General features: G+C 63.0%; 26 protein-coding genes, 3 tRNA genes and 1 riboswitch. Of the genes, 11 read left to right on the top strand and 18 right to left on the bottom strand.

Features of this window, described 5'->3' with window-relative positions; translation table 11 throughout:
- Nucleotides 1-169: 169 nt before the first annotated feature.
- Complete coding sequence (nirK, locus tag PHA8399_RS17875) at nucleotides 170-1,294, top strand: copper-containing nitrite reductase (protein ID WP_058287468.1); 1,125 nt, start codon at nucleotides 170-172, stop codon at nucleotides 1,292-1,294.
- 75 nt (nucleotides 1,295-1,369) lie between these two features.
- Nucleotides 1,370-2,164, top strand: coding sequence for an SUMF1/EgtB/PvdO family nonheme iron enzyme (locus PHA8399_RS17870; protein WP_058287467.1), 795 nt, complete (start codon nucleotides 1,370-1,372; stop codon nucleotides 2,162-2,164).
- Between the two features lie 330 nt (nucleotides 2,165-2,494).
- Here PHA8399_RS17870 and hemN read toward each other — a convergent pair whose 3' ends face one another.
- On the bottom strand, nucleotides 2,495-3,850 hold the full coding sequence (gene hemN, locus PHA8399_RS17865) for an oxygen-independent coproporphyrinogen III oxidase (protein ID WP_058287466.1): 1,356 nt from the start codon (nucleotides 3,848-3,850) through the stop codon (nucleotides 2,495-2,497).
- Between the two features lie 217 nt (nucleotides 3,851-4,067).
- On the opposite strand from hemN, the gene PHA8399_RS17860 reads away from it, so the two are divergent.
- Nucleotides 4,068-4,154 (top strand) — tRNA-Leu (locus PHA8399_RS17860).
- A 96-nt stretch (nucleotides 4,155-4,250) separates the two neighbouring features.
- Here the strand turns inward: PHA8399_RS17860 and PHA8399_RS17855 are convergent.
- Both PHA8399_RS17855 and PHA8399_RS17850 read right to left on the bottom strand, forming a co-directional pair.
- Complete coding sequence (locus PHA8399_RS17855) at nucleotides 4,251-5,738, bottom strand: flavin-containing monooxygenase (protein ID WP_058287465.1); 1,488 nt, start codon at nucleotides 5,736-5,738, stop codon at nucleotides 4,251-4,253.
- 11 nt (nucleotides 5,739-5,749) lie between these two features.
- Nucleotides 5,750-6,193: a cupin domain-containing protein gene (locus PHA8399_RS17850; protein WP_058287464.1), complete on the bottom strand. Its 444-nt coding sequence runs from the start codon at nucleotides 6,191-6,193 to the stop codon at nucleotides 5,750-5,752.
- 125 nt (nucleotides 6,194-6,318) lie between these two features.
- Between PHA8399_RS17850 and PHA8399_RS17845 the strand changes: the two genes are divergently transcribed.
- A complete protein-coding gene (locus PHA8399_RS17845; protein ID WP_058287463.1) occupies nucleotides 6,319-7,353 on the top strand; it encodes an AraC-like ligand-binding domain-containing protein in 1,035 nt (344 codons plus the stop codon).
- A 187-nt stretch (nucleotides 7,354-7,540) separates the two neighbouring features.
- Here the strand turns inward: PHA8399_RS17845 and PHA8399_RS17840 are convergent.
- A tRNA-Arg gene (locus tag PHA8399_RS17840) sits at nucleotides 7,541-7,617 on the bottom strand.
- 145 nt (nucleotides 7,618-7,762) lie between these two features.
- Between PHA8399_RS17840 and PHA8399_RS17835 the strand changes: the two genes are divergently transcribed.
- Complete coding sequence (locus tag PHA8399_RS17835) at nucleotides 7,763-8,788, top strand: LacI family DNA-binding transcriptional regulator (protein WP_058287462.1); 1,026 nt, start codon at nucleotides 7,763-7,765, stop codon at nucleotides 8,786-8,788.
- On the top strand, nucleotides 8,788-9,990 hold the full coding sequence (locus tag PHA8399_RS17830) for a winged helix-turn-helix domain-containing protein (protein WP_058287461.1): 1,203 nt from the start codon (nucleotides 8,788-8,790) through the stop codon (nucleotides 9,988-9,990). The genes PHA8399_RS17835 and PHA8399_RS17830 overlap by 1 nt, the downstream gene beginning before the upstream one ends.
- Nucleotides 9,991-9,996: 6 nt before the next feature.
- Here the strand turns inward: PHA8399_RS17830 and PHA8399_RS17825 are convergent, their stop codons facing one another.
- From PHA8399_RS17825 to PHA8399_RS17800, 7 genes are all read right to left on the bottom strand, one after another.
- Nucleotides 9,997-10,425: an acyl-CoA thioesterase gene (locus PHA8399_RS17825; RefSeq protein WP_058287460.1), complete on the bottom strand. Its 429-nt coding sequence runs from the start codon at nucleotides 10,423-10,425 to the stop codon at nucleotides 9,997-9,999.
- 87 nt (nucleotides 10,426-10,512) lie between these two features.
- Nucleotides 10,513-10,689, bottom strand: coding sequence for a hypothetical protein (locus PHA8399_RS22680; protein ID WP_167592839.1), 177 nt, complete (start codon nucleotides 10,687-10,689; stop codon nucleotides 10,513-10,515).
- Nucleotides 10,690-10,840: 151 nt separating this feature from the next.
- The gene (locus PHA8399_RS17820) at nucleotides 10,841-12,346 is read right to left on the bottom strand and encodes a TRAP transporter large permease (RefSeq protein ID WP_058287459.1); all 1,506 of its coding nucleotides are present in this window, start codon (nucleotides 12,344-12,346) and stop codon (nucleotides 10,841-10,843) included.
- Nucleotides 12,343-12,924 (bottom strand): TRAP transporter small permease, encoded by a 582-nt coding sequence (locus tag PHA8399_RS17815; protein ID WP_058287458.1) that lies wholly within the window; start codon nucleotides 12,922-12,924, stop codon nucleotides 12,343-12,345. The genes PHA8399_RS17820 and PHA8399_RS17815 overlap by 4 nt, the downstream gene beginning before the upstream one ends.
- An 81-nt stretch (nucleotides 12,925-13,005) precedes the next feature.
- Nucleotides 13,006-14,049, bottom strand: coding sequence for a TRAP transporter substrate-binding protein (locus tag PHA8399_RS17810; protein WP_058287457.1), 1,044 nt, complete (start codon nucleotides 14,047-14,049; stop codon nucleotides 13,006-13,008).
- Nucleotides 14,050-14,371: 322 nt separating this feature from the next.
- Entirely contained in the window at nucleotides 14,372-15,070 is a 699-nt protein-coding gene (locus tag PHA8399_RS17805; RefSeq protein WP_058287456.1) for a fumarylacetoacetate hydrolase family protein, read from the bottom strand.
- A gap of 341 nt (nucleotides 15,071-15,411) precedes the next feature.
- Nucleotides 15,412-15,487: transfer RNA gene (locus PHA8399_RS17800), tRNA-Lys, on the bottom strand.
- 187 nt (nucleotides 15,488-15,674) lie between these two features.
- On the opposite strand from PHA8399_RS17800, the gene dapF reads away from it, so the two are divergent.
- The 3 genes from dapF to PHA8399_RS17785 all read left to right on the top strand — a co-directional run bounded on the left by dapF (nucleotide 15,675) and on the right by PHA8399_RS17785 (nucleotide 18,406).
- On the top strand, nucleotides 15,675-16,517 hold the full coding sequence (dapF, locus tag PHA8399_RS17795; RefSeq protein WP_058287455.1) for a diaminopimelate epimerase: 843 nt from the start codon (nucleotides 15,675-15,677) through the stop codon (nucleotides 16,515-16,517).
- On the top strand, nucleotides 16,514-17,776 hold the full coding sequence (mtaB, locus tag PHA8399_RS17790; protein WP_058287454.1) for a tRNA (N(6)-L-threonylcarbamoyladenosine(37)-C(2))-methylthiotransferase MtaB: 1,263 nt from the start codon (nucleotides 16,514-16,516) through the stop codon (nucleotides 17,774-17,776). The genes dapF and mtaB overlap by 4 nt, the downstream gene beginning before the upstream one ends.
- Before the next feature lie 192 nt (nucleotides 17,777-17,968).
- Nucleotides 17,969-18,406, top strand: a complete 438-nt coding sequence (locus tag PHA8399_RS17785) for a glyoxalase superfamily protein (RefSeq protein WP_058287453.1) — start codon at nucleotides 17,969-17,971, stop codon at nucleotides 18,404-18,406.
- A gap of 120 nt (nucleotides 18,407-18,526) precedes the next feature.
- Here PHA8399_RS17785 and PHA8399_RS17780 read toward each other — a convergent pair whose 3' ends face one another.
- The 4 genes from PHA8399_RS17780 to PHA8399_RS17765 all read right to left on the bottom strand — a co-directional run bounded on the left by PHA8399_RS17780 (nucleotide 18,527) and on the right by PHA8399_RS17765 (nucleotide 22,057).
- Nucleotides 18,527-19,315, bottom strand: a complete 789-nt coding sequence (locus PHA8399_RS17780) for a cytochrome c1 (protein WP_058287452.1) — start codon at nucleotides 19,313-19,315, stop codon at nucleotides 18,527-18,529.
- Nucleotides 19,316-19,334: 19 nt separating this feature from the next.
- Nucleotides 19,335-20,669, bottom strand: coding sequence for a cytochrome b (gene petB, locus PHA8399_RS17775; RefSeq protein WP_008556428.1), 1,335 nt, complete (start codon nucleotides 20,667-20,669; stop codon nucleotides 19,335-19,337).
- A gap of 12 nt (nucleotides 20,670-20,681) precedes the next feature.
- Complete coding sequence (gene petA / locus PHA8399_RS17770) at nucleotides 20,682-21,242, bottom strand: ubiquinol-cytochrome c reductase iron-sulfur subunit (protein ID WP_058287451.1); 561 nt, start codon at nucleotides 21,240-21,242, stop codon at nucleotides 20,682-20,684.
- Nucleotides 21,243-21,454: 212 nt separating this feature from the next.
- Entirely contained in the window at nucleotides 21,455-22,057 is a 603-nt protein-coding gene (locus PHA8399_RS17765) for a glutathione S-transferase (RefSeq protein ID WP_058287450.1), read from the bottom strand.
- Between the two features lie 114 nt (nucleotides 22,058-22,171).
- Between PHA8399_RS17765 and PHA8399_RS17760 the strand changes: the two genes are divergently transcribed.
- Nucleotides 22,172-22,468, top strand: coding sequence for an antibiotic biosynthesis monooxygenase family protein (locus tag PHA8399_RS17760; RefSeq protein WP_058287449.1), 297 nt, complete (start codon nucleotides 22,172-22,174; stop codon nucleotides 22,466-22,468).
- Nucleotides 22,469-22,519: 51 nt separating this feature from the next.
- Nucleotides 22,520-22,668: riboswitch (FMN riboswitch) on the top strand.
- A gap of 79 nt (nucleotides 22,669-22,747) precedes the next feature.
- Entirely contained in the window at nucleotides 22,748-23,185 is a 438-nt protein-coding gene (locus PHA8399_RS17755; RefSeq protein ID WP_058287448.1) for a 6,7-dimethyl-8-ribityllumazine synthase, read from the top strand.
- A gap of 166 nt (nucleotides 23,186-23,351) precedes the next feature.
- On the opposite strand, the gene PHA8399_RS17750 is transcribed toward PHA8399_RS17755, so the two are convergent.
- The 3 genes from PHA8399_RS17750 to thiB are packed head-to-tail and all read right to left on the bottom strand — an operon-like array spanning nucleotide 23,352 to nucleotide 26,546.
- The gene (locus PHA8399_RS17750) at nucleotides 23,352-24,050 is read right to left on the bottom strand and encodes a thiamine ABC transporter ATP-binding protein (protein ID WP_058287602.1); all 699 of its coding nucleotides are present in this window, start codon (nucleotides 24,048-24,050) and stop codon (nucleotides 23,352-23,354) included.
- Nucleotides 24,037-25,593 (bottom strand): thiamine/thiamine pyrophosphate ABC transporter permease ThiP, encoded by a 1,557-nt coding sequence (locus PHA8399_RS17745; RefSeq protein ID WP_058287447.1) that lies wholly within the window; start codon nucleotides 25,591-25,593, stop codon nucleotides 24,037-24,039. The genes PHA8399_RS17750 and PHA8399_RS17745 overlap by 14 nt, the downstream gene beginning before the upstream one ends.
- Nucleotides 25,569-26,546 (bottom strand): thiamine ABC transporter substrate binding subunit, encoded by a 978-nt coding sequence (gene thiB, locus PHA8399_RS17740; RefSeq protein ID WP_058287446.1) that lies wholly within the window; start codon nucleotides 26,544-26,546, stop codon nucleotides 25,569-25,571. Before thiB ends, PHA8399_RS17745 begins: the two co-directional genes overlap by 25 nt.
- Nucleotides 26,547-26,556 lie beyond the last annotated feature (10 nt).

Genomic DNA, 26,556 nt, shown 5'->3' with positions numbered 1-26,556 from the left:
CAACCGTGCAGCAGGCATCGCTTTTCCAGCGGCAAATGCTGCATCTTAAAAACCTCTTATCTTGACATCGAATAATCTTATCGAACGTTGATCGGGGACAAACAGCTGCCAGGGCCCCGGGGCTAGTGTCCCCTCAACACGGCACATGGGACACTGAAAGGAGATCATCATGCTGACCCGCAGAGCCGCACTGATGGGGGCAGCCGGCGCAGCAGCGCTGCCTGTACTGGCCAAAGCCGCCAAGGCTGACAGCACCACTGTTCACGAGGCCGCCGCGCCGGTTGACCTGACCAGCCTCAAGCGCATCAAGCGCGAGCTGGTGGCACCGCCCTTCGTGCATGAACACGAGCAGATTGCGCCGGGCGGACCGCGCATCGTCGAATTCGAGATGAAGATCATCGAGAAGGAAATCGAAGTCGACCAGGGCGCCTATTTGCAGGGGATGACCTTCGACGGTTCTATTCCAGGCCCGATGATGGTGGTGCATGAGGGCGACTATGTCGAACTCACCCTGATCAACCCGCCAGAAAACATGCTGCAGCACAATATCGACTTCCACGCTGCAACCGGTGCTTTGGGCGGCGGCGCTCTGACCCTGGTGAACCCGGGCGAAAAGACCGTTCTGCGCTTCAAGGCGACACGCCCGGGCACCTTCGTCTATCACTGCGCCCCGGGCGGCCCCATGATCCCCTGGCACGTCGCCTCGGGCATGGCCGGCACCATCATGGTTCTGCCGCGTGAAGGCCTGTCGGACCACAACGGCGATCCGGTGAAATACGACCGCGTCTACTACATCGGCGAAAACGAATTCTACATTCCGAAGGACGAAAACGGCGACTACATCCGCTACGAGGATGTCGGTGAAAGCTATCCTGACACGCTGGAAGTCATGAACGGGCTGATCCCCAGCCATGTGGTGTTCAACGGCAAGGTCGGTGCTCTGACCGGCGAAAACGCTATGAAGGCGAAACAGGGCGAAAAAGTGCTGTTCGTGCACAGCCAGGCCAACCGCGACACCCGCCCGCACCTTATCGGCGGCCATGGCGACCTGGTCTGGGAAGCCGGCAAGTTCAACAACGTGCCGGACCGCGATCTGGAAACATGGTTCATTCGCGGTGGTTCTGCCGGGGCAGCGCTCTATGAGTTCCTGCAGCCAGGTGTCTACGCCTATGTGAACCACAACCTGATCGAGGCGGTGAACCTCGGCGCAACGGCCCACGTGGTGGTCGAAGGCGAGTGGAACAACGACCTGATGGAACAGGTGGTCGCCCCGACCGAATACTCCGGCGCCTGACCTTCTGCCGGGCGTGACACAGGAAAGGGCGGCTGCATCACGCGGCCGCCCGTTTTGCCTTGAGGGGATGCTGACATGAAAACTGAGCTGATTGCCGCCGGGCTTGCCGCGGCCATTGGACTTCCTGGCCTTTGGTTTTCCAAGGCCGCGGATCCGGAACCGCTGGCAGAGACCGTTTTCATAAAGGCGGACACTATTGCCTACCGCCCCATCGGCAACTTTCACCGCAATGGCAAAAGCGTGGTGCCCCCGGAACAGCAGCGCCATGTGGGTGCCTTTGAGATCATGAAGCATCAGGTCTCTGGCGCAGAATACGCAGCCTGTGTGGCGGCGGGCGCCTGTAAGGAAGCAGACAGCGCCCCGGCAGAGGCCAGTCTGCCGCAGACTCATGTCAGCTGGCATGACGCTGCCGCATATGCCGAATGGTATTCCAAGGAAACCGGCCACAGCTGGCGGCTGCCGGACGAAGCCGAGTGGCAGCTGGCCGCAGCAGAAATCTTTGGCGACGAGGCGGTCGAAACCGACGGCGGCGATCCGGCCCAGCGCTGGCTGCGCCAGTACGCCCGTGGCGTTACCCTGCGCGGGCTGCCAGGACCGGCACAGGGCCCGAAAAGCGAGCCGGGCGCCAACAGCAACGGTCTTACCGGATTAGGCGGCAATATTTGGGAATGGACCGGCGGCTGCATGCAGAACGGCGAGGTGCGCAAGGACGGCAGCCTGGAGCTAAGCGATCCTTATTGCAGCGCCCGCATTACCGGCGGCCGCCACCGGGCGGTTGTGATTGACTTCATCCGCGACGCCAGCGTCGGCGGCTGTGCGGTCGGGCTGCCGCCGGATTATCTGGGATTCCGGCTGGTGAAAGACGGCTGACAGCGGCGCAGCCGAAGCCCTCCCGCGCCCGCAGGTGCCCCGGCTGCGCCGGAACCCCTTGGCGGCCTTGGGCCTGGCAGCTGCGCTGCGCCTTCTTTCAGAATGCCTTTACGCGCCTGCCTTGAACAGCTCTTGCCCCGCCAGTTTGCCGCCTGCGCCTCAAGCGCAAATCGGGTAAGTGATGAGCCGCCCCCGATTCTGTCAACCCGGCGCAAAAAGTCCGATGCGAGTTAAAAGCCGCCGCGCTGTGCGCCAGCACAGCGCCACGCCCAACTGTTAAGGACCTCCGGCAGGAGGCCCTGGAACAGGCGGGAGCGCCCCGCTCCGGGATCAGGACGCCCGGCTGTACCGCACGCCTTCGGGAACATGCGCGTCAAAGCTGCTGGCGATGATGCGGGTCAGCGGACGGCCCTCGGGCACAATCTCCAGCGCGCCGTCATCCAACTGCACCAGATCGCCAAAGCGGGCCGCGACCTGCGCCAGATCTGCATCCAGGCTTGCCGCCAGATCGCCGAAACGCTGCCGCAGCTCTTCCCGGTCCAGCCTGAAGTCGCACATCAGCATCTCGATGGCGCGGCCCCGCAGTAGATCCTCCTGGTTCATCATATGGCCGCGCGCGCCGGTTAGCTGGCCCGCCTCAACCCGCTGCACATAGGCAGGCGTGGCCGCCGCGTTCTGGATATAGCCGCCAGCAAAGCGGGAGATCGACGAGGCACCGAACCCGATCAGCGTCGGGCAGGTGTCATCGGTGTAGCCCTGGAAGTTCCGGCGCAGGTGGCCTGTGCGGGCGGCCATCTCCAACCCGTCACCGGGCTTGGCGAAATGATCGATGCCGATTGCAGCAAAGCCCGCCGCGACGAATGTCTCCGCCGCCAGCCCGGCCAGATGGTAGCGGGCCAGATCGTCCGGCAGCGTCTCTTCCTTGATCAGCTTCTGCCGCTTGGCCACCCATGGCACATGCGCGTAGCCGAACAACGCCAGCCGGTCGGGACTGAGGCTCAGCACCTTCTCCACCGTGTCCGCCATCCGCGCCTGCGTCTGATGCGGCAGGCCATAGACCAGGTCTGCATTCAGCGAGTTGATCCCCGCCGCGCGCAGATCCTCCACGCAGGCCTTGGTCACCTCAAACGGCTGCGCCCGGCCGATCGCCTGCTGCACCAAAGGATCGAAGTCTTGAATACCGATGCTGGCCCGGTTCATGCCTTCCTCTGCCAGCGCCGCGATCTTGTCCCGGTCCACCATGGTCGGGTCGATCTCCACCGAGAACTCCCAGTCCTCAGTCTGCGGGAACACCGCCTTCACCGCCCGTGCCAGCCGGTGGATCAGGTGCGGCGGCAGAATAGTCGGAGTTCCCCCGCCCCAATGCATCCGCCCCATCCGCAGGCCTTTGGGCAAAAGCGGCGCCACCAGGTGCAGCTCCTGCTCCAGCGTGCCGATATAGCTCTCCACCGGGCTCAGCGTCTGGGTGCCTTGGGTCCGGCAAGCGCAGAACCAGCACAGCCGTTCGCAAAACGGGATATGCAGGTAAACGGACACCGGCACATCCGGATCCAGCGCCTGCAGTTCGCGGGCCTGCTCCGCAGCACCAACGGCTGCTGTGAACACCGGCGCGGTCGGATAGGAGGTGTAGCGGGGCACCCGGCTGTCGAACAGCCCTAGGGCTTGGAGGCGGTCAATCTGTTTCATGACTTTCCTATGCCCCTTTTACGACTCCCCCACTTTGCGCAGGATCAAACCGGCACTCGGAATTCCGAACCGGCAGCAAGCCAACCTTCACGATCAACGCACTGGATTCACTTGAGAAAACGATCAGCGGGTAAATTTTCCCGAAATTCGGCAAAGAGGCACATTTTCCGTTTGACGCCCCTTGCGACTCCGCTTATACGCCGGTTTCACGACACCTGCCCAGGTGGCGGAATTGGTAGACGCGCTAGCTTCAGGTGCTAGTGTCCGTATGGACGTGGAGGTTCGAGTCCTCTCCTGGGCACCATTCCCCCTTACTCGAAAATTTGCATGCAGCAGCGCGCCCAATGTTTGCTGTTGAAGCATGAGCGCCCGCCGTTTCCGGCAGGCGCATGGGCAGGCTTCAGGCCGCCTGATATTGCGGTGCCGTTGCCAGGAAACGGCCGTAGGCGCTGGCATCCGGCGGCGCGAATTGCTCCACAAGAGGGTTCGGCCGCTTCCATTGCGTCGCCCCCATATCCATCAGCAGCTCATCGAAGTGCTTGAAGTGGAAAGGCGCCGAGCACAGCCCGCCATAGATTTGCGCCGCCGGACGCTCCTTGCGGCGCCAGTCGAGCATCATCTGGATGTTCTTCTCCATCTCCGCCCGCGAAGGCTGACGCGCCAGCTGGCCATCGGCATAGCGGACCAGCCAGTTTGCCACCATCTCTGCCGACAGAATGGTGCAGAAGCTGGAGTTGAAGCCGACAAAGCCCATTTCCGGCAGGTCCGGGTTCACCGCCAGACGGTAGGTCCGGTACTGGCCGTCCGCCTCGATCAGTTTGTCCAGGTGCCGCTGCGCCAGATAGGGAATACCCAGCTTCCAGCCGACCGCTGAAATCACCAGGTCAGCGCCGATTCTCTCACCGTTTTCCAGCACGATTTCATCGCCTTCATACCGTGAGAATGTGGTGCGATGCGGAATAATTGAACCGTCCTTAAAACCCTCAAACAGGCCCGGTGTCACGATCGGCACCGAGCAGGAAACGTCTTTCTCGATCGGGACATCCGGGACCATGTCCCACTTCTTCAGTCCCAGCTGCATCTTCAACAGCGCCTCAAGACCGCGGAAATTGGCCCAGATCAGCGGCTTGGCCAGACCATAGAAGGCCTTGTGCAGCCAGCTGCGGCCCCAACCGTTGAACTGCACTTCCTGCGCCCGCATGTAGAGCAGCTTCTTAAAGTTGATGCCGCCGACAAAATACGGCACCCGCCAGACATTCTGCCGGTAAACCAGATGCACCTGCTTGGCACCGTTCTGGACCGCGTTGACCGCGACATCGGTGGCGGATTTGGACCCGCCCAGCACCACAACCCGCTTGCCGCGCGCGTGCTCCGGGTCCAGATACTCCGAGGAGTGCATTACCTCCCCGCCTTGCGCGGTGAAGGCCTCCTGCCCGGGGTGGGTCAGGATGTTTTTCTCGGAGAACTGCCCGGTGCAGACCACCACGAAGTCCACGTCCTGCACCCGGGTCTCGCCGCCTGCCTCAATCACCAGCCGCCAGCCCGGCTGCCCGTCCGGGCACCGGTCCATCTCCAGCACGTTGGTGTTCAGCTGGAACAGGCGGTGCAGATCGTGCTTATCCGCATAAGAATGCAGATAGGCGTGCACCTGCGGGCCCTTGGGCCATTGCGGATACTCCTCTGGCATCGGGTGGTCGGTATAGCAGTACAGCTCCTTGGGGGATTGCGTCTGCACCCCCGGATAAGAGCGGGAAAGCTCCCACACGCCGCCCAAGTCATGGCTGCGCTCAAAGCCCAGAACCTGATGCCCCTTTTCGGCAAAGGCCTTGGCCGCGGCCAGCCCGCTTACCCCGCCGCCGATCACGGCGACCGTCTTGCGTTTCACCATGTCCGCCTCCCTTATTCCGACGGCGGCGGCAGGAAATCCACCTCATGCAGCGCGGACAGCCGCACCAGTTCTTCCGGATCTGTCACCCCGTCCAATGCGCAGAACAGGTCAAACAGCTTGCGCGACGGCGCCACTCCGAACACGCAAGTGGCCTCTGCACCGGAGCGGTTGAAGATGCCGTGCGCCACCCCCATCGGCATCCGCACTGTGTCGCCCGGGCCGGCCTGGTACACGTCTCCGCCGAATTCCACCTCCAGCGTGCCCTCCAGCATGGTGATCCACTCGTCCTGGGTGGGGTGCACATGCGGCGGCACAAAGGTGCCGTCCGGAATGGCCGCGTGCCAGACAAACGCGTTTTCGCTGTGCAGCTTTGGCGTATAAGTGTGCCCAACGACATTCCAGGACAGGCCCTCCAGCCCGCCGGTCGCTTTGGTGATTCCCTGATCCAGAGCCATAGTTTCCTCCCTTATCGCTCGTATAGGAAGCCTAGGGGCAGCCCCGGAAAAGGGTTATCCAGAATGCGCAAAATAGCGCGAAACCTCATGATTGCCTGACTGAGGAACCGTGCTAGGCTGCGCCGATGACCCGGCAGCAAGCAGAACACAAGAGCGAGCCCTTGCGCGCGTGGCGGCAGTTTCACAGCCGCGACATCGACGAGGCCCGCAGCCTCGTCGCCCAGAAATTCTGCGACCACCGCCTGCAGCCTGCCGGCAGGAGCCTCGGTTTCGGCACCCGCCACAACCATGTTCCGGGACGCAGCCTGTCGCTCAATTACCTGTGCTACGGATCTGCCGTGCAAATAGACCCGGGCGAACTGCAGGATTTCTATCTCGTGCAAATGCCGCTGAGCGGCGCAGCCGTGGTTGCCAACGGCGCGGCAGCGGTGGGCTCGAACATCCGCCAAGCCACCGTTCTCAACCCGACGCGGGCAACGCAGATGACATGGCAGGCGGACTGCCGGATGCTGCTGCTGCAAATTGACCGGAACGCGCTGCACGGTATTGCCGAGCGCGCCTCCGGGCTGCCGCTGTCTGAGCCGGTGGTCTTTGACACAGCCGCACCCATCAGCACCGGCCCCCTGCACGACTGGGCCCGGCAGTTCATCGCCTGCGTGAGGGCAACCGATGCGCAAGTAGGATTTGGCCACTGGGGCGCCTTGCAGCAGCAAGTGATCGAAGAGCAGCTGATCCTCGGCCTGCTGACCCACCAGCAAAGCAACATCCGCCATCTTCTGTCTCCGCGCGCCCCCTTGGGCAGCAGCCTTCAGATCCGCCGCGCGCAAGACTATATCCACGCCAATGCGGCAGAGCCGCTGACCGTTTCAGCCATCGCCGCCGAGGCCGGCTGCAGCATCCGCACCCTGCAGACCGGGTTCCGCCAGCATTTCGGCCTGACACCGGTGGAATATCTTCGCGATCTGCGGCTGGATCTGGCCCGCTATCTGCTGCTCTCGCGCCCTGCCGGAACGCCGGTCAGCAGCATCGCCTATGACAGCGGCTTTTCCCACCTGGGCCGCTTTTCCCAGCTCTACCGCGCCCGCTTTGGCGAACTGCCCAGCACCACCCGCGCAGCCAACGGGTTTCCGGACCAAACCGAGCAATCCACATTTCCCTGATACGCGAGTCTATTCGGGGGCTGGATCCAACCCCCGGAAACGCCTGCGGAATTATCGGCGGCCACCGCTCCGCGAACTAACGCGGGGTTGAAGCTGTAACAGGATTTGCGAAAAGACCCGCGGGCAGATCCCGTGGCTAAACAACCAAGGATTGCGCACCTCGTTCCATTGATATCAGATAAAAGCTTGGCGACCCCGGCAGGATTCGAACCTGCAACCTGCCCCTTAGGAGGGGGCTGCTCTATCCAGTTGAGCCACGGGGCCGCGTCTTTCCGCGATAGCAAATCCATCCTGCGATCACAATGGGATCGGCACAGCCCAAAGCCGTTTTGCCGCGCGCAGTTTCCATTGTGCAGCAAGTGATGTCTGCGCTAACGTCAAAGGCAGACATAACAAGAGGCTCAGGAACGTGACCACGGACAGCAAGCGCCCGCTTACCCTTCGCGATGTATCCGAAGCAACCGGTGTTTCCGAAATGACTGTAAGCCGGGTTCTGCGCAACCGCGGCGACGTGTCGGAGAAGACGCGCACTAAGGTGCTGAGCGCCGCAAAGGAACTGGGCTATGTGCCCAACAAGATTGCCGGCGCGCTGGCCTCGAACCGGGTGAACCTGGTGGCGGTGATCATCCCGTCACTGTCCAACATGGTGTTCCCGGAGGTGATGACCGGCATCAACCAAGTGCTGGAGAACACCGACCTGCAGCCGGTTGTCGGCGTCACCGACTATCAGCCCGAAAAAGAGGAAAAAGTGCTGTACGAGATGCTCTCGTGGCGCCCCTCCGGCGTGATCATCGCGGGGCTGGAGCATACCGAAGCCGCCCGTGCCATGCTGAGCAGCGCCGGTATCCCGGTGGTGGAGATCATGGATACCGACGGTAAGCCGGTGGATGCGATGGTTGGCATCTCTCACCGCCGTGCAGGGCGCGAGATGGCAAAGGCGATCCTGAAGGCAGGCTACCGCCATATCGGCTTCATGGGCACCAAGATGCCGCTCGACCACCGCGCCCGCAAACGCTTCGAAGGCTTCACCGAGGCGCTGGCCAAGGAGGGCGTGGAGATCGAAGACCGCGAGTTCTATTCCGGCGGCTCAGCCCTGGCCAAGGGGCGCGAGATGACCCAGGCCATGCTGGAGCGCTCGCCGGAGCTGGATTTTCTCTATTATTCCAACGACATGATCGGGGCAGGAGGCTTGCTGTATCTGCTGGATCAGGGCATCGACGTGCCCGGCCAGATCGGCCTCGCCGGTTTCAACGGCGTGGAGCTGCTGCAAGGCCTGCCCCGCAAGCTCGCCACGATGGATGCCTGCCGCTTGGAAATCGGCCGCAAGGCGGCTGAGATCATCGCCGCACAGCTGGAAGACCCCGACGCCGCAATCGAAACCCAGATCACGCTGACCCCCACGATCTCTTATGGCGACACGCTGAAACGGCGCTGATGGCGCTGCAACGGCTTGGCAACCACAGTGCGCGGCGGCTGTTTCTGGACCGCCACGCGCTGCTGGAGCAGCCCGCAGGCCCGGCAAAAGGTCCCGATCTGCTGGAACTGATCCAGCGGCTGGGGTTCGTGCAGCTCGACAGCATCAACACGGTTGCGCGTGCCCATGACGTGATCCTCTATTCCCGCCGGCCGGGTTACCGGGCGCAGAACCTCAAACGGCTGTATGAACGGGACCGCGGGCTGTTTGAGCATTGGACCCATGACGCCGCGATGATCCCGATGGCGTTTTACCCTCAGTGGCACTTAAGGTTCCGGCGCGACACCGAGCTGCTGCGCAAACGCTGGCGCAACTGGCGGCGCGACGGTTTCGAGGCGCAATTTGAAACCGTCCTGAACCACGTCCGCGACCACGGGCCCGTCAGCTCTTCCGACCTCGGCAAGGGCGAGAAAAAAAGCTCTGGCGGCTGGTGGGACTGGCATCCGTCCAAAACCGCGCTGGAATACCTCTGGCGCTCCGGCGCGCTGACGGTGGTGGGACGTGTGGGGTTCCAGAAACGCTACGACCTCACGGAACGGGTGATTGAGGAGCATCTGCGTCCCGCTGCCCACTGCGATGAAGCGGCGACGGTCAACTGGCTGTGCTCTGCCGCTTTGGACCGCCTGGGCTTTGCCACATCGGGAGAGCTCGCCGCCTTCTGGGACACTGCCTCTCCGGCGGAAGCCAAGGCTTGGTGTGCGCAGCAGTTGCGCCAGGGCGGGCTTGAGGAGATCTGCGTCGAGCAGGCCGATGGCAGTTTGCGCAAGGTGTTCAGCCGTCCTGGCACTGTTGGCGAAGCCGGGGAACTGGGGCCGGCACCTGGCCGGATACGGGTTCTCAGCCCGTTCGACCCCGCACTGCGCGACCGCAAACGGGCCGAGCGGCTGTTCGGCTTCCACTACCGGATCGAGGTTTTCACCCCCGCGCCCAAACGGCAATACGGCTACTATGTCTTCCCTCTTCTGGAGGGCGACCGCCTTGCGGGCCGCATCGACATGAAAGCGGACCGGGACGCAGACCTGCTGCGCGTGACCGCTGTCTGGCCGGAAAGCGATATGAAATGGACGCGGTCCCGCACAAGGCGGCTGGAGGCCGAGCTGGACCGGGTGGCGCGGTTTGCAGGCGTCAGCAGAGTGGTTTTCGCTGATGGCTGGCTGCGCTGAGCAGCGTCATTCCGGCCGCAGCTGCGCCTCGATCACGGCACGGTAGTCGTCGGGTGCCGGTTTGGCCGTGAAGGTGTCGGGCGCGATGAAGACGCAGACGAATTTGCCTTCGAAACACAGAACGCCGTCCTGCCGCGCATTGACCCGGAAAGTCACCGACTTGCTGCCCAAGGCCGCCGGCCAGACCTCGCACATCAACCGGTGCCGGGGCGTGACCGGAGACCGGAAGTCGATGCTCATGTGCACAAACGGCGTGCCGGTGCCCCGGTCCAGTTCCATCTGGTACCAGCCGTCACCGTCCAGGTGATGCTCCCACCAGGCGTCGATCGCTTCCAGCGCAAAGGCAGGCAGCCGTCCGGTATAGGCAATCCGCGCCGGGTCGCAGTCGCCCCAGCCGACGCGGATTTCGTGAACGAAAGTGTTTTGCCCTGCCATGTTATGCCGCCCCGACCGTTTCTGCAGGCGCATCCTACCGGCGCGGGTTTGAGATAGTAAACGGCAAAGGCCGCCGGCACCGCTGCGTCACGAACTGCTGCGCGTGCGGGTCAGGACCAGATCCGGCAGCACCAGCACATCAATCAGCGCCTCGCACAATCCAACGCAGTTGGTGCAGCCTAAACAGGGCCCTTGCAGGCCTGAAACCTTGGTGGCCAGCGCCTTGACCCTTGGCGCGTCGGATTTGCTGCGGCTGATGGGCATGGCTGGTCTCCCCTGTGCGTGGTGCCGGACAGAAGCAGCGGACCCCAAAAGGTGAGTCTGGTCAATCCAGGCCGGTGTCACAAAATATTTCCGTCTTGAGCACCATCTGGGGGCAGGCCCTCCCCCGCGCTTGGCGGGAGAGGGCAACGCTTTACTGCATCAGCATCAGCGGCAGCAGCGTGATGATCGGGAAGGCCACCAGGATGACCACCCGGATCAGGTCGGACGCGACAAAGAACATGACCGCCTTATAGGTGTCGATCATCTTGGTCTTGCGGTCCATCGCGTTGATGATGAACAGGTTCATGCCAACCGGCGGGGTGATCAGGCCAACCTCCACCACGATCAGCACCAGCACACCGAACCAGATGGCGACATATTCCGCCTCAATCCGGTTCACACGGCCTTCGGTCACCCGGATGCCCAGTTCCTTCATCTGCTCCCGGGTCAGTTCAGCCCCAGTGGCAATGGCATCCTGTATCGAGGCAAGCATCTCTGCCCCCATCCCCTCAGGGACACCGGCCTTCAGCACCTCCATCGCCGCATCCGCCTGCATCGCGGGCAGGGACAGCAGACCGAAGTCCAAGGCAGAGATCACCGGGAAGAAGATCGGGATGGTCAGCAGGATCATCGAGAGCGAGTCCATCAGACAGCCGAACACCAGGTAGAAGGCGAGGATCAGTGCCAGCACCATCCAGGGGCTGAGGCCTTGGCTGACAACCAGGTCCGCCAGTTCCTGCGGCACCTTGGTCAGCGCCAGAAAGCCGTTGTAGAAACCCGCACCCAGCACGATGAAAAAGATCATCGCGGTGGAGCGCGCCGTCACCAGGAAGCTGTCGGCAAGCGTATCGCGGGTCAGCCCGCCATTGGTCCAAGCGATAAACCCGGTGCCAAAGGCCCCCACGGCCGCGCCCTCAGTCGGGGTGAACCAGCCCAGGTAGATACCGCCGACCACCAGGCCGAACACCAGCAGCACCGGCCAGACATGGAACAGCGCGGCAAAACGGTCGCGCATCGGAACCGGCGGGCGGGTGCCCGCGCTTTCCGGGAACAGGCGCACATAAATGGAAATCGCAACCACATAACCTAGTGCCGCCAGCAGGCCCGGGATGAAGGCCGACAGGAACAGCTTGGCGATGTTCTGCTCGGTCAGGATCGCATAGATCACCAGCACCACCGAAGGCGGGATCAGAATGCCCAGCGTGCCGCCGGCCGCCAGTGTGGCGGTGGAGAAGCCGCCGGCATAGCCGTATTGCTTCAGCTCGGGCAGCGCCACACGGCCCATGGTGGCTGCGGTCGCCAGCGACGAGCCGCAGATCGCGCCGAAGCCCGCACAGGCGCCAATGGCCGCCATGGCGACCCCGCCCTTACGGTGGCCCAGGAACCCTTCGGCTGCCTTGAACAGCGCGGTGGACATGCCCCCCAGCGTCGCAAAATGCCCCATCAGCAGGAACATCGGCACGATGGTCAGCGAATAAGACGAAAACGTCGTATAGGTTTCGCTTTTCAGCCGCCCGAACGCAACTTGCGTGCCGTCCGTCACCCATATCAGCCCGCCAAGGCCGACCAGGAACATCGAGAGCCCGATCGGCACCCGCAGAAAGATCAAAATCATCAAAACCGGAAAGGAGGCAATGCCAATTTCAAGAGCCGTCACTGTTCACCCTCCACGCCGTCCCAGATCAGGATCCGGCCGGTAAAGAATTCGATGGTGCGGATTGCACCCATGTAGATGCCCACGATGGCTGCCACGACGGCCGCCACCAAGCTGATGGCGTAGGCCCACCAGACCGGAAATTCGAGCAGGAAGGAGGTTTCGCCATTGGTGTATTTACCGGCAAGCCCTGCCCCCAGCCGCCAGGCGATCAGAACCAGCACCGCGGCAAAGACCACCTCGGTAACCATCCGCAGAAACCGCTTCACGCCGCGCGGGAAAGAATCGGCCACCACATCAACCGACGCATGGCCAGCAGTGATCTGACACAATGGCAGGAAGGCGAAGATGGCAAAGGCCACCCCGGCCTCGACCAGCTCAAAGTCGCCGTTCACTGGCCCGACCCAGCCCGTCATCCAATTTGAAAACCCTGGCGCGGTCCGCTCCATCAAATCGCCATGGAAGAAACCGTTGAGCAGGCGCCCAGCGATCGAAACACATGTCAGAATGATCAGAAGAGTGAGGACCGCACCGCCCAGGTAGGCCATTGATTTGGCCAGCCGCATCATGAGCTTGTGCATGGTTAAGTTGCCTTGTTCCGGTATGCAAAGGGCCGCAGTGCCAATGCCGCGCGGCCCTTCACTTTTATCAATACAAACGCCTTACTGGTACTGCGGTGTGTATTTCTCGATCAGCGCGCTGGCTTCTTCGATCAGGGCAGCGCCATCGAGGCCCTTTTCCTTCATGTCAGCGATCCACTGGTCATAGATCGGCTGCGCGCGTTCACGCCAGACCGCGGTTTGCTCTTCGTCGAGGGTGATGACGTTGTTGCCCAGATCCAGCGCCATCTCGCGCGATGGGCCGTCGGAATCCGCCTGGGTGCCGCCGGCAAAGACCGAGAATTCCAGGCCGGAGTTGTCGTCGATGGCCTTTTTCAGGTCATCCGGCAGGCTCTCATACTTTTCTTTGTTCATCGCCAGAACGAAGGTCAGGGTATAAAGCGCTTTGCCAGTGAACTCGGTGTGGTTTTCCACCAGTTCCGGAACCTTCAGCGCCGCGGTGACTTCCCACGGAATGGTGGTGCCGTCGATCACGCCCTTGGACAGTCCTTCCGGAATCGCCGGAACCGGCATCCCGACCGGGGTCGCGCCCAGCTCGGTCAGCAGCGCGTTGACCGAACGCCCGCCGCCGCGGATCTTCATGCCTTCCAAGTCTTCCGGCGTTTCCACCGGATCGGCAGTATGAATCATGCCCGGCCCATGCACCCAGGTGCCCAGGATTTTCACATCCTTGAACTCGGTGTCTTTCATGTGCTTGTCGAACATTTCCCAATAGGCGTGCGACACGGCCCGCGCATTGGTCATCATGAACGGAAGCTCGAACACCTCGGTCGAGGGGTAGCGGCCCGGGGTATAGCCCACCACGGTCCAGACGATATCCGCGACGCCGTCAATGGCCTGGTCCATCAGCTCTGGCGGCTTGCCGCCCAGCTGCATCGACGGAAAGCGATCAACCTTAATGCGCCCGCCAGAGGATTCCTCGACGTTGTCCGCCCAGACATCCAGGATCAGTTTCGGCACGTTTGCCTGCGCCGGCAGGAACTGGTGAAGTTTCAGCGTCACCTCCTGCGCAAATGCCGGTGCCGCGCAGAATGCCGCGACAGCTGCCGCGCCAACGGCGCCCAGTAGCTTTCTCCGTGTGGTCATATCGTCCTCCCTTTGACCTCATCCCTTACCGGATGCCCGCCTTCGCAACTTTGCTGCGGAATCCAGCGATTATCTTTCCGTTTCTGCCGTCAGAGCCCCGCCGAAGGTTCGTTTAACGAACCGGCTGCCTCTCTGCTATTAGGTGCGTTTGTAACCATCAACAGCAGATTATGCATTTTCTACTCATGAAATCCGCCTGCTGACTTTGGTCCCAGACAGATTTTCCGCTCGATATGTTACGAAGCCCCCGCAATCACATTCAAATTGATACATATTGAAGCCAGCGCAAAGCAACAATAAACATCCGCTCGCCCGCCTTGCGTCATTCCGCAGCAGTCAAGGACAGCTCCACCGGCGCCAGCCCGTCAATTCCGCCATGTATCCGGTCGCCGCTTTGCACCGGCCCGACACCGGCAGGCGTACCGGTCAGAATCAGGTCTCCAGGCCGCAAGTAGTAAAAGCCGGAGAGATGGCAGATGATCTCCTCCACGGACCAGATCATCTCATCCAGCGTGGCGTCCTGCCGGATCTCCCCGTTCACCTCCAGCCAGATCCGCTGCTTTTCCGGCCCACCCCAGTCCGCCGCCCGGGTCAGCGGCGCCAGGACCGTGCCATTCTCCAGATCCTTGCCCAGATCCCAGGGCCGCTGCTTTTGCCGCTCGCGGATCTGCAGATCCCGCCGGGTCATATCCAGCGCACAGCCGTAGCCAAAGATCGCCTGCCGTGCTTCCTCGGCAGAGGCCCGGAACACCGGTGCGCCGATGGCCACGGCCAACTCCATCTCATGATGAAAGTTCCCGGTGCCCGGCGGATAGGGCACTTCTGCACCTGACAACACCGCATTGGCGGCCGCCTTGGTGAAATAGAACGGCGCCTCCCGGTCCACTTCATTGCCCATCTCAGCGGCGTGGGCCGCATAGTTGCGTCCGACACAAAACACCCGCCCTACAGGATAGCCCGCAGCTTCCCCGGCAACCGGAATCACCGGCGTCTCCGGCAGTGCAAACAGAACCTCACCCATCTGAAAATCCTTTTGGTATGGCCTTCCACCTAGTCAGACCCCCAAACAATGGACCTGTAAACCCTGCTTTCTGCTTCTAAAGATTTGAAATTCCTGATCCATGCGTTCGCCGGCGGCACCTTTGCCGCGTTTCCGCAAGATGCCTTGGAACCTTGCGCCGGGCTGTTCACCAGCACAGCAAGCGACTGGAAGTGTTAAACACAGGCACACGGAATTTTGCCCCAAAGGCAGAAGAGGTTTGGCAACTCCCCCGACACGCTATTCCCCTCGCCTGGACGATCGAGAGAATCCCCGAAGGGGATCAACATCTTACTTGTTTTCAGCGGTGTTTTGGGAGGAAGTGGTGAGCCGTGCAGGATTCGAACCTGCGACCCACTGATTAAAAGTCAGTTGCTCTACCAACTGAGCTAACGGCCCACTTCTTCGTCGCGGTCTAAGTGTTTTTTCCAAATGGTTCAAGCACTTATCTCGCTTCGGAACTGCTTGGCAGCGTGTGTCTCACTGTCCCGATAGGCGGCGTATCTAGGGGGAGTAGCGCGGGGGGTCAACCCCTTTTTTCAACTTTTCTAACCGAAGGCTGGATTCATCTTTGCGCCGGGTCTATATGCCCGCCATGAGCACCTCCGCAGATACCGCACTCCCCTTCATGAAGATGCACGGGCTGGGCAACGACTTTGTCGTTGTCGACGCGCGCGCGCAGGACATTGCCATCACCCCGGCAATGGCCAGGGGAATCGCCCACCGCCAGTTCGGCGTCGGGTTCGACCAGCTGACCGTCATTACAAGCGGCAAGGGCGATGCGCATCTGACCTTCTACAACGCCGACGGTTCCACCTCCGGCGCCTGCGGCAATGCCACCCGCTGCATTGCCCGCCATCTGATTCTGGAAAGCAGCAAGCCGGAGCTGCACCTGACCACGGACCGCGGCGACCTCTATGCCCGCGACGCCGGCAACGGGCTCACCGCCGTCAACATGGGGGCGCCGCAACTGGACTGGCAGGACATTCCCCTGGCCGAGAAAGTTGACACGCTGGAATTGCCAATTGAGGGCGGCCCCACGGCAACCGGCATGGGCAACCCCCATTGCACCTTCTTTGTCGAGGACGCCGAAATTATCCCCTTGGAGGAATTCGGCCCCCGCTATGAGCACCACCCGCTCTACCCTCAGCGCACCAATGTGCAGGTTGCCCAGGTGACCGGCCCCGACCGCGTCCGCATGCGGGTATGGGAGCGCGGTGTGGGGGTGACTCTGGCTTCCGGCTCCTCCTCCTGCGCGACAGCCGTTGCGGCCGCCCGCCGCGGGCTGACGGGCCGCAAGGTGCAGATCGACCTCGACGGCGGCAACCTGTGGATCGACTGGGCAGAGGACGGCGTCTGGATGACCGGCCCGACCATGCATGTGTTCGACGGCACCTTCACCCGTGAATTCCTGGAGTCACTGGCATGAGCGTGCCCAAGTTCACCACCCTTGGCTGCCGCCTGAACGCCTATGAGACCGAGGCGATGAAGGAGCTGAGCCAGCAGGCGGGCCTGGAGAACGCCGTGGTGGTGAACACCTGCGCGGTCACGGCGGAGGCCGTGCGCAAGGCGCGCCAGGAGATCCGCCGCTTGCGCCGGGAAAATCCGGAGGCGCCGATCATCGTGACCGGCTGCGCCGCCCAGACAGAGCCGGAAACCTTTGCCGCGATGGAAGAGGTCACCCGCGTCATCGGCAACACCGAAAAGATGCAGGCCGAAACCTGGCAGCAGATCGCCAAGGGGCCGGATTTCATCGGCACCACGGAAAAGGTCCAGGTCGACGACATCATGTCGGTGACCGAAACCGCTGGCCACCTGATCGACGGTTTCGGCACCCGTTCCCGCGCCTATGTGCAGGTCCAGAACGGCTGCGACCACCGCTGCACCTTCTGCATCATCCCCTACGGCCGCGGCAACTCCCGCTCGGTCCCTGCTGGCGTGGTGATCGACCAGATCAAGCGGCTGGTGGACAGGGGCTACAGCGAGGTGGTTCTGACGGGCGTGGACCTCACCTCCTGGGGCGCCGATCTGCCCGCACAGCCGCGCCTGGGCGACCTTGTGATGCGGATCCTGAAACTGGTGCCGGACCTGCCGCGCCTGCGCATCTCCTCCATCGATTCGATCGAGGCGGACGAGAACCTGATGCAGGCCATCGCCACCGAACCGCGGCTGATGCCGCATCTGCACCTGTCGCTGCAGCACGGCGACGACCTGATCCTGAAACGCATGGCCCGGCGCCACCTGCGCGACGACGCCATCGCGTTTTGCGAGGAAGCCCGCCGCCTGCGCCCGGAGATGACCTTTGGCGCCGACATCATCGCGGGCTTCCCGACCGAATCCGACGCCCATTTCGAAAACTCTCTGAAGCTGGTCACCGACTGCGGCCTGACTTGGCTGCACGTCTTCCCCTATTCCAAGCGTGAAGGCACCCCGGCGGCGAAGATTCCAAACCAAGTGAACGGCAACGTGATCAAGGAGCGCGCCGCCCGCCTGCGCGCGGCCGGCGACGCACAGGTGGAGCGCCACCTGGCGGCGCAGATCGGCAAGACCCACCGCATCCTGATGGAAAACCCGCATATGGGCCGCACTGAGCAGTTCACCGAAGTGACTTTTGCCGCGCCGCAGGAAGAAGGCCGGATCGTCACGGCCGAGATTACCGGTGTGGCAGGCAACCAGTTGGTGGCTTGAGGCTGCGGGGAATTGCCTTCCTCCGCATTTCCCGCTAAATCTCACATCACAGGTTCCGGATACCTGCCGCTCGCGGCCTCTGGCCATGGTGAAATCCGGACAAGGTTTATCCTGACGCCTGGGTGCACGCCCGGACAGCAACGCGAGCCCTGTCTGCAACGGCATATGCACCCTTTTGCGAAAGGTATATCCATGCAGACTAACTCTGCCCTGCCCCCCGTGCCGCAGCTCAAGGCCGAAGCACGGCTGTTGCGCAAGCATTCCGTGGCCCAGGGCCAGCCCATCAGCCACAGCACCGCCCTGGAGCGGATCGCCCACTACTACGGCTTCCGCGACTGGAACACGCTCAGCGCCCGCGCCTCGAACGCGCCGGAACTGCGGGTGGGGATGCGGGTCGAGGGGCGCTATCTCGGCCAGCCCTTCACCGGCTATGTTCACGGGCTGGCGGCCTGCGGCAGCAGCGGCCACCGGCGGATCACACTGCACTTCGACACGCCGGTGGACGTGGTTCAGTTCGACAGCTTCTCGTCCTGGCGCCAGCGGGTGTCGGCGGTCATCAATGCAGACGACCGCTCACCGCAGAGAACCTCCAACGGGCTGCCGCATCTGACGGTCAGCCCGCTGGCCTGAGCCGCGCTGCTTTTTTCTGGCCCGAAGTCCCCCCGGGGCGCTTTCCCCCTTGGAAACGGAAAACCCCCGCAAGCGGCGCTTGCGGGGGTTTGATACTTCACACAGTCAGCAGAACGGGACTCAGTCCTTGCCTTTGACCGGCGCCCACAGCTTCTTGTTGGTCAGGTACAGCAGCACCGACAGCACGGTCAGGAACAGCACGCCGACAAAACCGGCTTGCTTGCGGGCCATCATCTTGGGCTCGGCAGTCCACATCAGGAAGGCCGCGACGTCCTGCGACATGGCCTCCACGTCATTGGCGTGACCGTCGGCAAATTCCACCTGCTCATCCGACAGCGGCGGCGCCATCGAGATCCAGCCTCCCGGGAAGGCGGTGTTCTCATAGAAGATGGTGCCAGCCTCTTCCTTTTCCTCACCGGTGTAACCTGCCAGCAGCGAGGCGATGTATTCGGCACCGCCCATGCCTTTGAACAGCTGGTTCAGACCCAGGCCGTAGGGGCCGTGGAAGCCCGCACGCGCCTTGGCCATCATGCTGAGGTCGGGGGCGCCAGCGTTGTTGTTTTCCGGGAAGTTGTCGACCGGCTTGGCCGGGCGGTCTTCGTCCAGTGCCGGATCGTACACGCTGAAGTTGTCAGCTGCGTAGGCGCGCACCTGATCTTCGGGCATCTGCGGGCCGCCTTCGTCCGAAAGGGTGCGGATCGGCACCAGCTTCAGACCGTGGCAGGCTGCGCAGACTTCGGTGTAGACCTGCAGGCCGCGCTGCAGCTGGTTGCGGTCATAGGTGCCGAACGGCCCCTCGAACGAGAAGTCGTAGTCGGTGATGTGCTGCTCGCCGCCGCCTGCTGCGAAAGACGCAGCAGGGATCAGGGCCAGAGCGAAGGCGGCACCGGTTGCCAGTTTCTTGAACATTGCTAGGTGTTCCTTCTTCTTACTCGGCAGGAGTGGCTTCAGCAGAAGATTTCTTGCCATAGTGGGCCTCGAAATCCTCTTCGATGGTCGCTGGTTGCGGCAGCGGCTTCTCGATCACGCCCAGCAGCGGCAGGATCACGAAGAAGTAGCCGAACCAATAGGCCGATGCGATCAGCGAGAACGATGCATAGGGCTCTTCCGCCGGCATCGCGCCCAGCCACATCAGGGCGAAGAAGTCGATCACCAGCAGCGCGAACCACCACTTGAACATCGGACGGTAGCGGCCCGAACGGACGCGCGAGGTGTCCAGCCAGGGCGCCAGGGCCATCGCCAGGATCGCGCCGAACATGGCGATCACGCCAAAGAACTTCGCATCCACGATGCCGCCGGTGATGAAGGAGGCGAACTGCACAACCCAGACTTCCGAGGTGAAGGCACGCAGGATCGCGTAGAACGGCAGGAAGTACCATTCCGGAACGATGTGCGCGGGCGTCACCAGCGGGTTGGCTTCGATGTAGTTGTCCGGGTGGCCCAGGTAGTTCGGCATGAAGCCGACAATCGCCCAGAACACAACCAGCACAACGGCCAGGCCCAGGAAGTCCTTGATCACGAAGTACGGCCAGAACGGCAGGGTGTCTTTCTTGGCTTCTTCCTTGGAGCCCTTGCGGACATCAACGCCGGTCGGGTTGTTGTTGCCGGTGGTGTGGAAGGCCCAGATGTGCACGATCACCAGCGCTGCGATCACGAAGGGCAGCAGGTAGTGCAGCGAGAAGAAGCGGTTCAGGGTGGCGTTGTCCACCGCCGGTCCGCCCAAGAGCCAGGTCTGGATCGGTTCGCCGATGAAGGGGATGGCGCCGAACAGGCCGGTGATCACGGTGGCGCCCCAGAAGGACATCTGGCCCCACGGCAGCACGTAACCCATGAAGGCGGTGCCCATCATCATCAGATAGATCAGCATGCCGACAATCCAGGTGATCTCGCGGGGCGCCTTGTAGGAGCCATAGTACAGGCCGCGGAAGATGTGGATGTAGACGGCAACAAAGAACAGCGAGGCGCCGTTCATGTGAAGGTAGCGCAGCATATGGCCGCCGTTCACGTTGCGCATGATGTGCTCAACGGATGCAAAGGCCATGTCGACATGCGGGGTGTAGTGCATCACCAGGACGATGCCGGTGACGATCTGCAGCGCCAGGCAGAAGGCCAGGACGATGCCCCAGATCCACCACCAGTTCAGGTTCTTGGGGGTGGGGATCATGATGGTGTCATAGATCAGGCCGACGATGGGCAGGCGGCTGTGCAGCCACTTCTCTGCGCCTGTCTTCGGCTCGTAATGGTCGTGGGGAATACCGGACATGAGCGCGTTTCCTTATCCCAGCTTGATGGTGGTGGCGTCGGTGAACTCGGCCAGCGGAATGTGCAGGTTCTCCGGCGCCGGGCCTTTGCGGATACGGCCTGCGGTGTCGTAGTGCGACCCGTGGCACGGGCAGAACCAGCCGTTGAATTCGCCTGCGCCGTCACCCAGCGGCACACAGCCCAGGTGGGTGCAGACACCCATCATCACCAGCCATTCGCCGGTTTCGTCCAGGGTACGGTTCGCGTCAGCCGCGTCGGTGCCCGGCTTGTTGGCGTTTTCCGACCGCGGGTCGATCAGCTCGGACAGCTCCACTTCGCGGGCCGCCTCGATCTCTTCCTGGGTGCGGCGGCGGATGAACACCGGCTTGCCCAGGAACATGACCGAAATCTGCGTGCCAACTTCCACGCCGCTGACATCGACCAGGATCGAGGACAGCGCTTTCACGTCGGCGGAGGGGTTCATCTGGTTGACCAGGGGCCATACGGCGGCACCCGCGGTCACTGCCCCGGCGCCGGCAGTGGCGTAGTAGAGGAAATCTCTCCGGGTTCCTTCGTGGTCTTCTGCGTGGGACACGAGGTTTTCTCCAATTCCAGCGCCCGTTTAGGGCAAACATGCGCATGCACCGCGATTGCTCGCAGTGACTCTGGCGCGTATCTAGCGGGGAGAGAGCCGTTCGTCCAGCGGTCATGGGCGCGCAGAAAGCCGCAGACGGCAATTCTGTCACGCCTGGGTGACAGTGCCGCACCCATATCGTTGCGGCACCAGTCCGTTTCAAGAGGCCGGGGTCAAGCCGCCGGCGGTTTTGTCGCTTGCATCGACGGGCGCGATTCGAATGTCTCAAGCCACTCCGCCAGCGCCTCGTTGCCCTGACGCCAGTTTGTGTCCGGGTGGCGGAAGTCCACATAGGCCAGCGCACAGGCCACCGCGATCTGACCGATATCCAGCGGCCCCCGCAGATGGCTCATCCAGCGCGCATTCAGTGCCGCGCAGCCGCCCAGCACCTTGTCCCGCTGCGCATCCAGCCAGCCGTCCCATTGCTTGTCCTCCGGGCGCAGCCGTTTCTCGTAGGACATCAGCACCGCCGCATCCATGATCCCGTCGGCGGTCGCCTCCAGCACCTTGCTGTCCCAGCCGCGGCTGTACAGCTTGCCGCCGGCGCGCTCATCCAGATAGGCGCAGATCACCCTGCTGTCATAGAGCGCCGGCCCGTCATTGCGCTCCAGCGCCGGGATCTTGGCCAGCGGATTGCTGGCCTTCACATCCGGACTGGGGCTGAGCGGGGTTGTTGTGACATCCAGGATTTCGACATCCTGCAATTGCCCGGTTTCACGCAGCAGCACCACAACCTTGCGGGCAAAAGGGGATGCTTGGGAATAAGTGAGTTTCATCAGAAATATCCTCCGCTGTTTGGCCGCAGCCTACTGCAAGCGGGCCTGAGGGGAAGGGGCAATCACCGCACTGTGCTATACTGGTCCAGTGTAACACGTGACAGGAGGCCTCCAATGATCATGCGGATATTCCAGGTCGTCATCCGGCCCGGCAAGGAAGCCGAGTTCAGCAAGTTCTTTCATGAAACCGCGATCCCGCTGATGAAAGGCACCGACGGAATCGTCTCTGTCCTGCCTGGCGCACCGCGCTCCGAGACTCCGCGGGAGTTCAGCTTTGTGATGGTCTGGAAGGATCTGGCCTCGCTCAAGGCTTTTGCGGGTGAGGATTACACCAGTCCGCACATCGACCCGGCTGAGGCCGAACTGGTCGGGTCACGCACCATCAAGCACTACAACTTGGTCGAGACCTGACCCCGTTCCGCAATTCCCGCTTGCAGGCATCTCCGCTGCTTGCCAAAGTCTCGCCGTTCTCAGGGCGGGGCGGAATTCCCCACCGGCGGTAAGCGGCCAGTCCCGCAAGCCCGCGAGCGGCTTCCATGGTTTTGGAAGTGTCAGCAGATCTGGTGCAACTCCAGAGCCGACGGTCACAGTCCGGATGGAAGAGAACGTGCAGAAGGGCGGCGCCAGGCGTGCGCCCGTCTGTTCGTGATCGCCTTGGGTGACGTGTCAGAACTACAAGGAGATTACGACATGACACACACCCGCTATGCCTTCATCAAGGCGCAATGGCACGCTGACATTGTCGACCGGGCGCTGGAGGGCTTCCTGCAGCTGATCCCGGCAGAGCAGGTCGACGTGTTCGACGTGCCCGGCGCCTTTGAAATGCCCCTGCTGGCGCAGGAGCTGGCCAGGACCGGAAAATACGCCTCCGTGGCCTGTGCCGCCTTCGTGGTGGATGGCGGCATCTACCGGCATGATTTTGTGGCTCAGGCCGTGGTGGACGGGCTGATGCGTGCAAGCATGGACACCGGGGTGCCGGTGCTGTCGGTCTCGCTGACCCCGCACCACTACCAGGAGACGGAGCACCACAACGCGATCTACCGCGCTCACTTCGTGGAGAAGGGGCGCGAGGCTGCCAATGCTGCGCTGACGATCACCAGAACGCGAGAGGCGGCACTGGCTGCATAAATCTGCTTTTTACAGTGCCTTACACAACTGACTGGCCCGCCGCGCAGGCGGCGGGCAACTGTCCTCACTCCACAATTCTCAATTTAACCATATATTAATAAAGGATGTTTCGCAGCGAAACCCCTTTTCATTTACACCCCGTCGCAGGCTGCTGCCGGCAGCGGGGTCAGGCCGTTCCCAAATACGCCTGCAAGGCCGGCGGCGGGTTGTCCAGCAGCTCCGCCGTCGCCTGCGGCGGGTGCGCCCTGCCCTCCGCCACCAGCACCACCTGATCCGCGATCCGGCGGGCGTCATTGGGATCATGGCTGACCATCAGCACCGTCGCGCCGCTTTCCCGCGCAAGGTCCGAGACCAGATCCAGCATCTCTGCCTTCAGCGCCGGACCAAGTGCGGCAAAGGGTTCATCCAGCAGCAGGATATCGCGCCCCTGCACCAGCACTCGCGCCAGCGCCACCCGGCTTTGCTGCCCGCCCGACAGCGCCGCAGGCTTGCGCGTGCCCATGCCACCCAGGCCGACCCGCTCCAGCGCCGCCCCGACTTGGCTCCACTCCGCCTCGCTCAACCGCAGGTTCGCATGCAGCCCCAGCGCCACATTTTGCGCCACGGTCAGATGCGGAAACAGATTGCCGTCCTGAAACAGCATCGCCACCGGCCGCTTGCCCGGCGGCTGGCTGGTCAGGTCCGCACCGTTCCACAAGATACGCCCGCGGGTAACCGGCAGAAAACCCGCCACCGCCTCCACCAGCGTTGATTTGCCGGCACCCGACGGCCCGATCACCGCAACGCAGGCCCCGGCTGCGATCTCCAGATCCGCTTCCACCGCATAATCGCCGTTCATGATCCGGCAGTTCTCAAGCCTCAGCATGCCAGCGCCCCCCGCGGTCCAAAATCCAGAATGCCCCCATCGACAGCAGCAGCAGCAACAGCGCCGCTCCGGCCGCCGCTTCCATCCGGTAGGCCCCCATCAGCCGGTAGATCTGCAACGGCAGCGTTGCAAAATCCGGGTCGGCAAACAGCGCCACCACACCTAGGTCGCCCATCGACAGCGCCGCCGCCAATCCCGCGGCAAACCCGGTCTGCGCCCGCATCCGCGGCAGGTAGACCCGGCGCACAAAGGCCCAGCCCTGCATGTCCAGCGACAGCGACAGGCGGCCATACCGCCCCAGCACCTCCCGCGCCCGAGGGACCAGAATGCGCATGGCAAAAGGCAGCGCCATCACCGCATTGACCAGCGCCGTCACCGGCAGCGCCAGCGCGAAGGGGTCCGCGATGGGATAGATCAGGATGAACAGCCCGGTGCCGATCACCAGCGGCGAGGCCGCGAGGCCCAAAATACCCGACAGCTCGGTCAGACCAGCACGCCCGGCAGCCGCCGCGGCGGCCATCGGCAAGGCCAGCCCCAGCAGGATCACGGTGCTCAGCGCCGCAACCAGAATGGAGTTTCCCGCCGCCTGCCAGACGGAGGCTTTCAGCGACAGAATACCCGGCAGGCCTGCCAGCACGATAGCCGCCAGCGGCAGCAGCAGGAACGCGGCGGACAGGACAATCCAAAAGCCATCCAAGCTGCGCGCCAAGGCGCTCTGCCCGTCCCAGCGCCGCACCGCACGGTCAAGGCCGGCACCAAAGCCTTCGCCCGCCGACACCCGCAGCGCCACCAGCGCGGCGGCACCAGTCAGCAGCAGCTGCAACCCAGACAAGAGCGCCGCGCGGCCCAGGTCGAAATCAAACCGGAAAGCCTGATAGATGGCGAGCTCGATAGTCGTTGCCTTTGGGCCTCCACCCAGGGTTAGCGCCACCGCAAAGCTGGACAGGCAAATGGCAAACACCACCGCCAGCGCACCGGGCGCCCCCCGCCGCAGCATCGGGCCTTCCAAGAGCCGCCACATCGCCAGCGGCCCGGCGTCCAGCTGCGCTGCCAGGCGGAAGCGCTCGGCAGGGATCTCCTGCCAGCCCTGCAGGATCAGCCGGGTCGCCAGCGGCAGGTTGAAGAAGACATGCGCCAGCACCACCCCGTGCAGCCCGTAAATCTGAACAGGTTCCAAACCGAACATCCCCAGCAGGCTGCTCAGCCAGCCCGCGCGGCCAAACACCGCCAGCAGGCCAAGGATGGCCACAATGACCGGCAGGATGAAGGGCGCGCCCAACAGCGCAATCAGCAGGCTCCGCCCCGTAAACCGCCGCCGCGCCAGTGCGCGGGCGGCGGGGATGGCGAGGCCAACACTCAAAAGCGCCGACAGGCCCGCCTGGGTCAGCGTGAACCGCAGCGCGGCCCAGTCACTGGCGCCAAAGCCCGTGCCTGCTTCAGCCCTCAGGGCAACAGCCCCAAGGGTTCCCAGAATCAGCGCAGCCACCAAGAGGGCCGCGCCGATCCCCGGCAGGGCGCTTACTGGCTGAGCGCGTCCAGCCATTCGCCCAGCGCCGCATCGCGCACCTCTGCGGCTTCCGTCTCGCTCAGCAGCAGCGATTTCTCCGGCGCGATCAGGGTTTCAAAGCCTTCGGGAAGCCCGCCCTCGGGCGTCACAGCCGGGTACATCCAGTTGGTGGTCGGGATGATCGACTGGAAGGCATCCGACACCATGAAGGCCAGGAACTGGTCGGCCAGCTCCGGCTGGTCGGAGTTTGCCAGTTTGCCGGCAACTTCCACCTGCATGTAGTGGCCCTCGTCAAAGGCGGCTGCCGCCTTGGAGCCGTCTTCCTCCGCGATCAGGTGATAGGCGGGCGAGGTGGTGTAGGAGAGCACCATGTCAGCCTCGCCTTCCAGGAACATGCCATAGGCCTCGGACCAGCCCTTGGTCACGGTCACCACGTTGTCAGAGAGGCCCTTCCAGATTTCCGGCGCCTCGTCGCCATAAGCAGCCTTGACCCACAACAGCAGGCCCAGACCCGGGGTCGAGGAGCGCGGGTCCTGGATCACGATCTTCATGTCACTGGCGGCCAGCGCCTTGAAATCCGCAGGCGCCGCCGCATCGGCATTATGCACAAAGGCGAAGTAGCCCCAGTCGTAGGGCACAAAGGTCGCATCATTCCAGTCGACCGGCAGCGCGAAATCGGCGCTGACCGAATGCTCCGCAAACAGGCCCGTTTCCTTGGCCGCCGCGGTCAGGTTGGTGTCGAGCCCCAGCACCACATCAGCGTCGGAGCGTTCGCCCTCCAGCTTCACCCGTGCCAGCAGCGCCGCGCCGTCGCCAGCACCAACCAGTTTCAGGTCGCAGCCGCAGACTTCTTCGAATGCCTTTTCCACCGCCGGGCCGGGACCCCAGTCGGAGACAAAGCTGTCGTAGGTGTAAACGGTGAGTTCGGGCGTTTCGGCAAAAGCGGCCGAGGCGCCAAGCAGTCCCGCTGCAAATGCAAGATGTTTCATGCCATCCTCC

The sequence above is a fragment of the Leisingera aquaemixtae genome (genome assembly GCF_001458395.1).
GTDB classification, from domain to species: domain Bacteria; phylum Pseudomonadota; class Alphaproteobacteria; order Rhodobacterales; family Rhodobacteraceae; genus Leisingera; species Leisingera aquaemixtae.
The sequence above is the reverse complement of the archived record's forward strand: the minus strand, read 5'-3'. Positions and strand labels throughout refer to the sequence as shown.

Coding starts and splice junctions, on each gene's coding strand:
- PHA8399_RS17855 (WP_058287465.1), bottom strand. CDS start 5,738: ATGGTGAAACGCAAGACGGTCGCCGTGATCGGCGGCGGGGTAAGCGGG.
- PHA8399_RS17780 (WP_058287452.1), bottom strand. CDS start 19,315: ATGTTCAAGAAACTGGCAACCGGTGCCGCCTTCGCTCTGGCCCTGATC.
- dapF (WP_058287455.1), top strand. CDS start 15,675: ATGCCCGCCATGAGCACCTCCGCAGATACCGCACTCCCCTTCATGAAG.
- PHA8399_RS17850 (WP_058287464.1), bottom strand. CDS start 6,193: ATGGCTCTGGATCAGGGAATCACCAAAGCGACCGGCGGGCTGGAGGGC.
- PHA8399_RS17750 (WP_058287602.1), bottom strand. CDS start 24,050: ATGCTGAGGCTTGAGAACTGCCGGATCATGAACGGCGATTATGCGGTG.
- nirK (WP_058287468.1), top strand. CDS start 170: ATGCTGACCCGCAGAGCCGCACTGATGGGGGCAGCCGGCGCAGCAGCG.
- mtaB (WP_058287454.1), top strand. CDS start 16,514: ATGAGCGTGCCCAAGTTCACCACCCTTGGCTGCCGCCTGAACGCCTAT.
- PHA8399_RS17815 (WP_058287458.1), bottom strand. CDS start 12,924: ATGCACAAGCTCATGATGCGGCTGGCCAAATCAATGGCCTACCTGGGC.
- PHA8399_RS17870 (WP_058287467.1), top strand. CDS start 1,370: ATGAAAACTGAGCTGATTGCCGCCGGGCTTGCCGCGGCCATTGGACTT.
- PHA8399_RS17755 (WP_058287448.1), top strand. CDS start 22,748: ATGACACACACCCGCTATGCCTTCATCAAGGCGCAATGGCACGCTGAC.
- PHA8399_RS17765 (WP_058287450.1), bottom strand. CDS start 22,057: ATGAAACTCACTTATTCCCAAGCATCCCCTTTTGCCCGCAAGGTTGTG.
- PHA8399_RS17810 (WP_058287457.1), bottom strand. CDS start 14,049: ATGACCACACGGAGAAAGCTACTGGGCGCCGTTGGCGCGGCAGCTGTC.
- PHA8399_RS17785 (WP_058287453.1), top strand. CDS start 17,969: ATGCAGACTAACTCTGCCCTGCCCCCCGTGCCGCAGCTCAAGGCCGAA.
- PHA8399_RS22680 (WP_167592839.1), bottom strand. CDS start 10,689: ATGCCCATCAGCCGCAGCAAATCCGACGCGCCAAGGGTCAAGGCGCTG.
- thiB (WP_058287446.1), bottom strand. CDS start 26,546: ATGAAACATCTTGCATTTGCAGCGGGACTGCTTGGCGCCTCGGCCGCT.
- PHA8399_RS17805 (WP_058287456.1), bottom strand. CDS start 15,070: ATGGGTGAGGTTCTGTTTGCACTGCCGGAGACGCCGGTGATTCCGGTT.
- PHA8399_RS17825 (WP_058287460.1), bottom strand. CDS start 10,425: ATGGCAGGGCAAAACACTTTCGTTCACGAAATCCGCGTCGGCTGGGGC.
- hemN (WP_058287466.1), bottom strand. CDS start 3,850: ATGAAACAGATTGACCGCCTCCAAGCCCTAGGGCTGTTCGACAGCCGG.
- PHA8399_RS17830 (WP_058287461.1), top strand. CDS start 8,788: ATGGCGCTGCAACGGCTTGGCAACCACAGTGCGCGGCGGCTGTTTCTG.
- PHA8399_RS17845 (WP_058287463.1), top strand. CDS start 6,319: ATGACCCGGCAGCAAGCAGAACACAAGAGCGAGCCCTTGCGCGCGTGG.
- PHA8399_RS17760 (WP_058287449.1), top strand. CDS start 22,172: ATGATCATGCGGATATTCCAGGTCGTCATCCGGCCCGGCAAGGAAGCC.
- PHA8399_RS17745 (WP_058287447.1), bottom strand. CDS start 25,593: ATGGCTGGACGCGCTCAGCCAGTAAGCGCCCTGCCGGGGATCGGCGCG.
- petB (WP_008556428.1), bottom strand. CDS start 20,669: ATGTCCGGTATTCCCCACGACCATTACGAGCCGAAGACAGGCGCAGAG.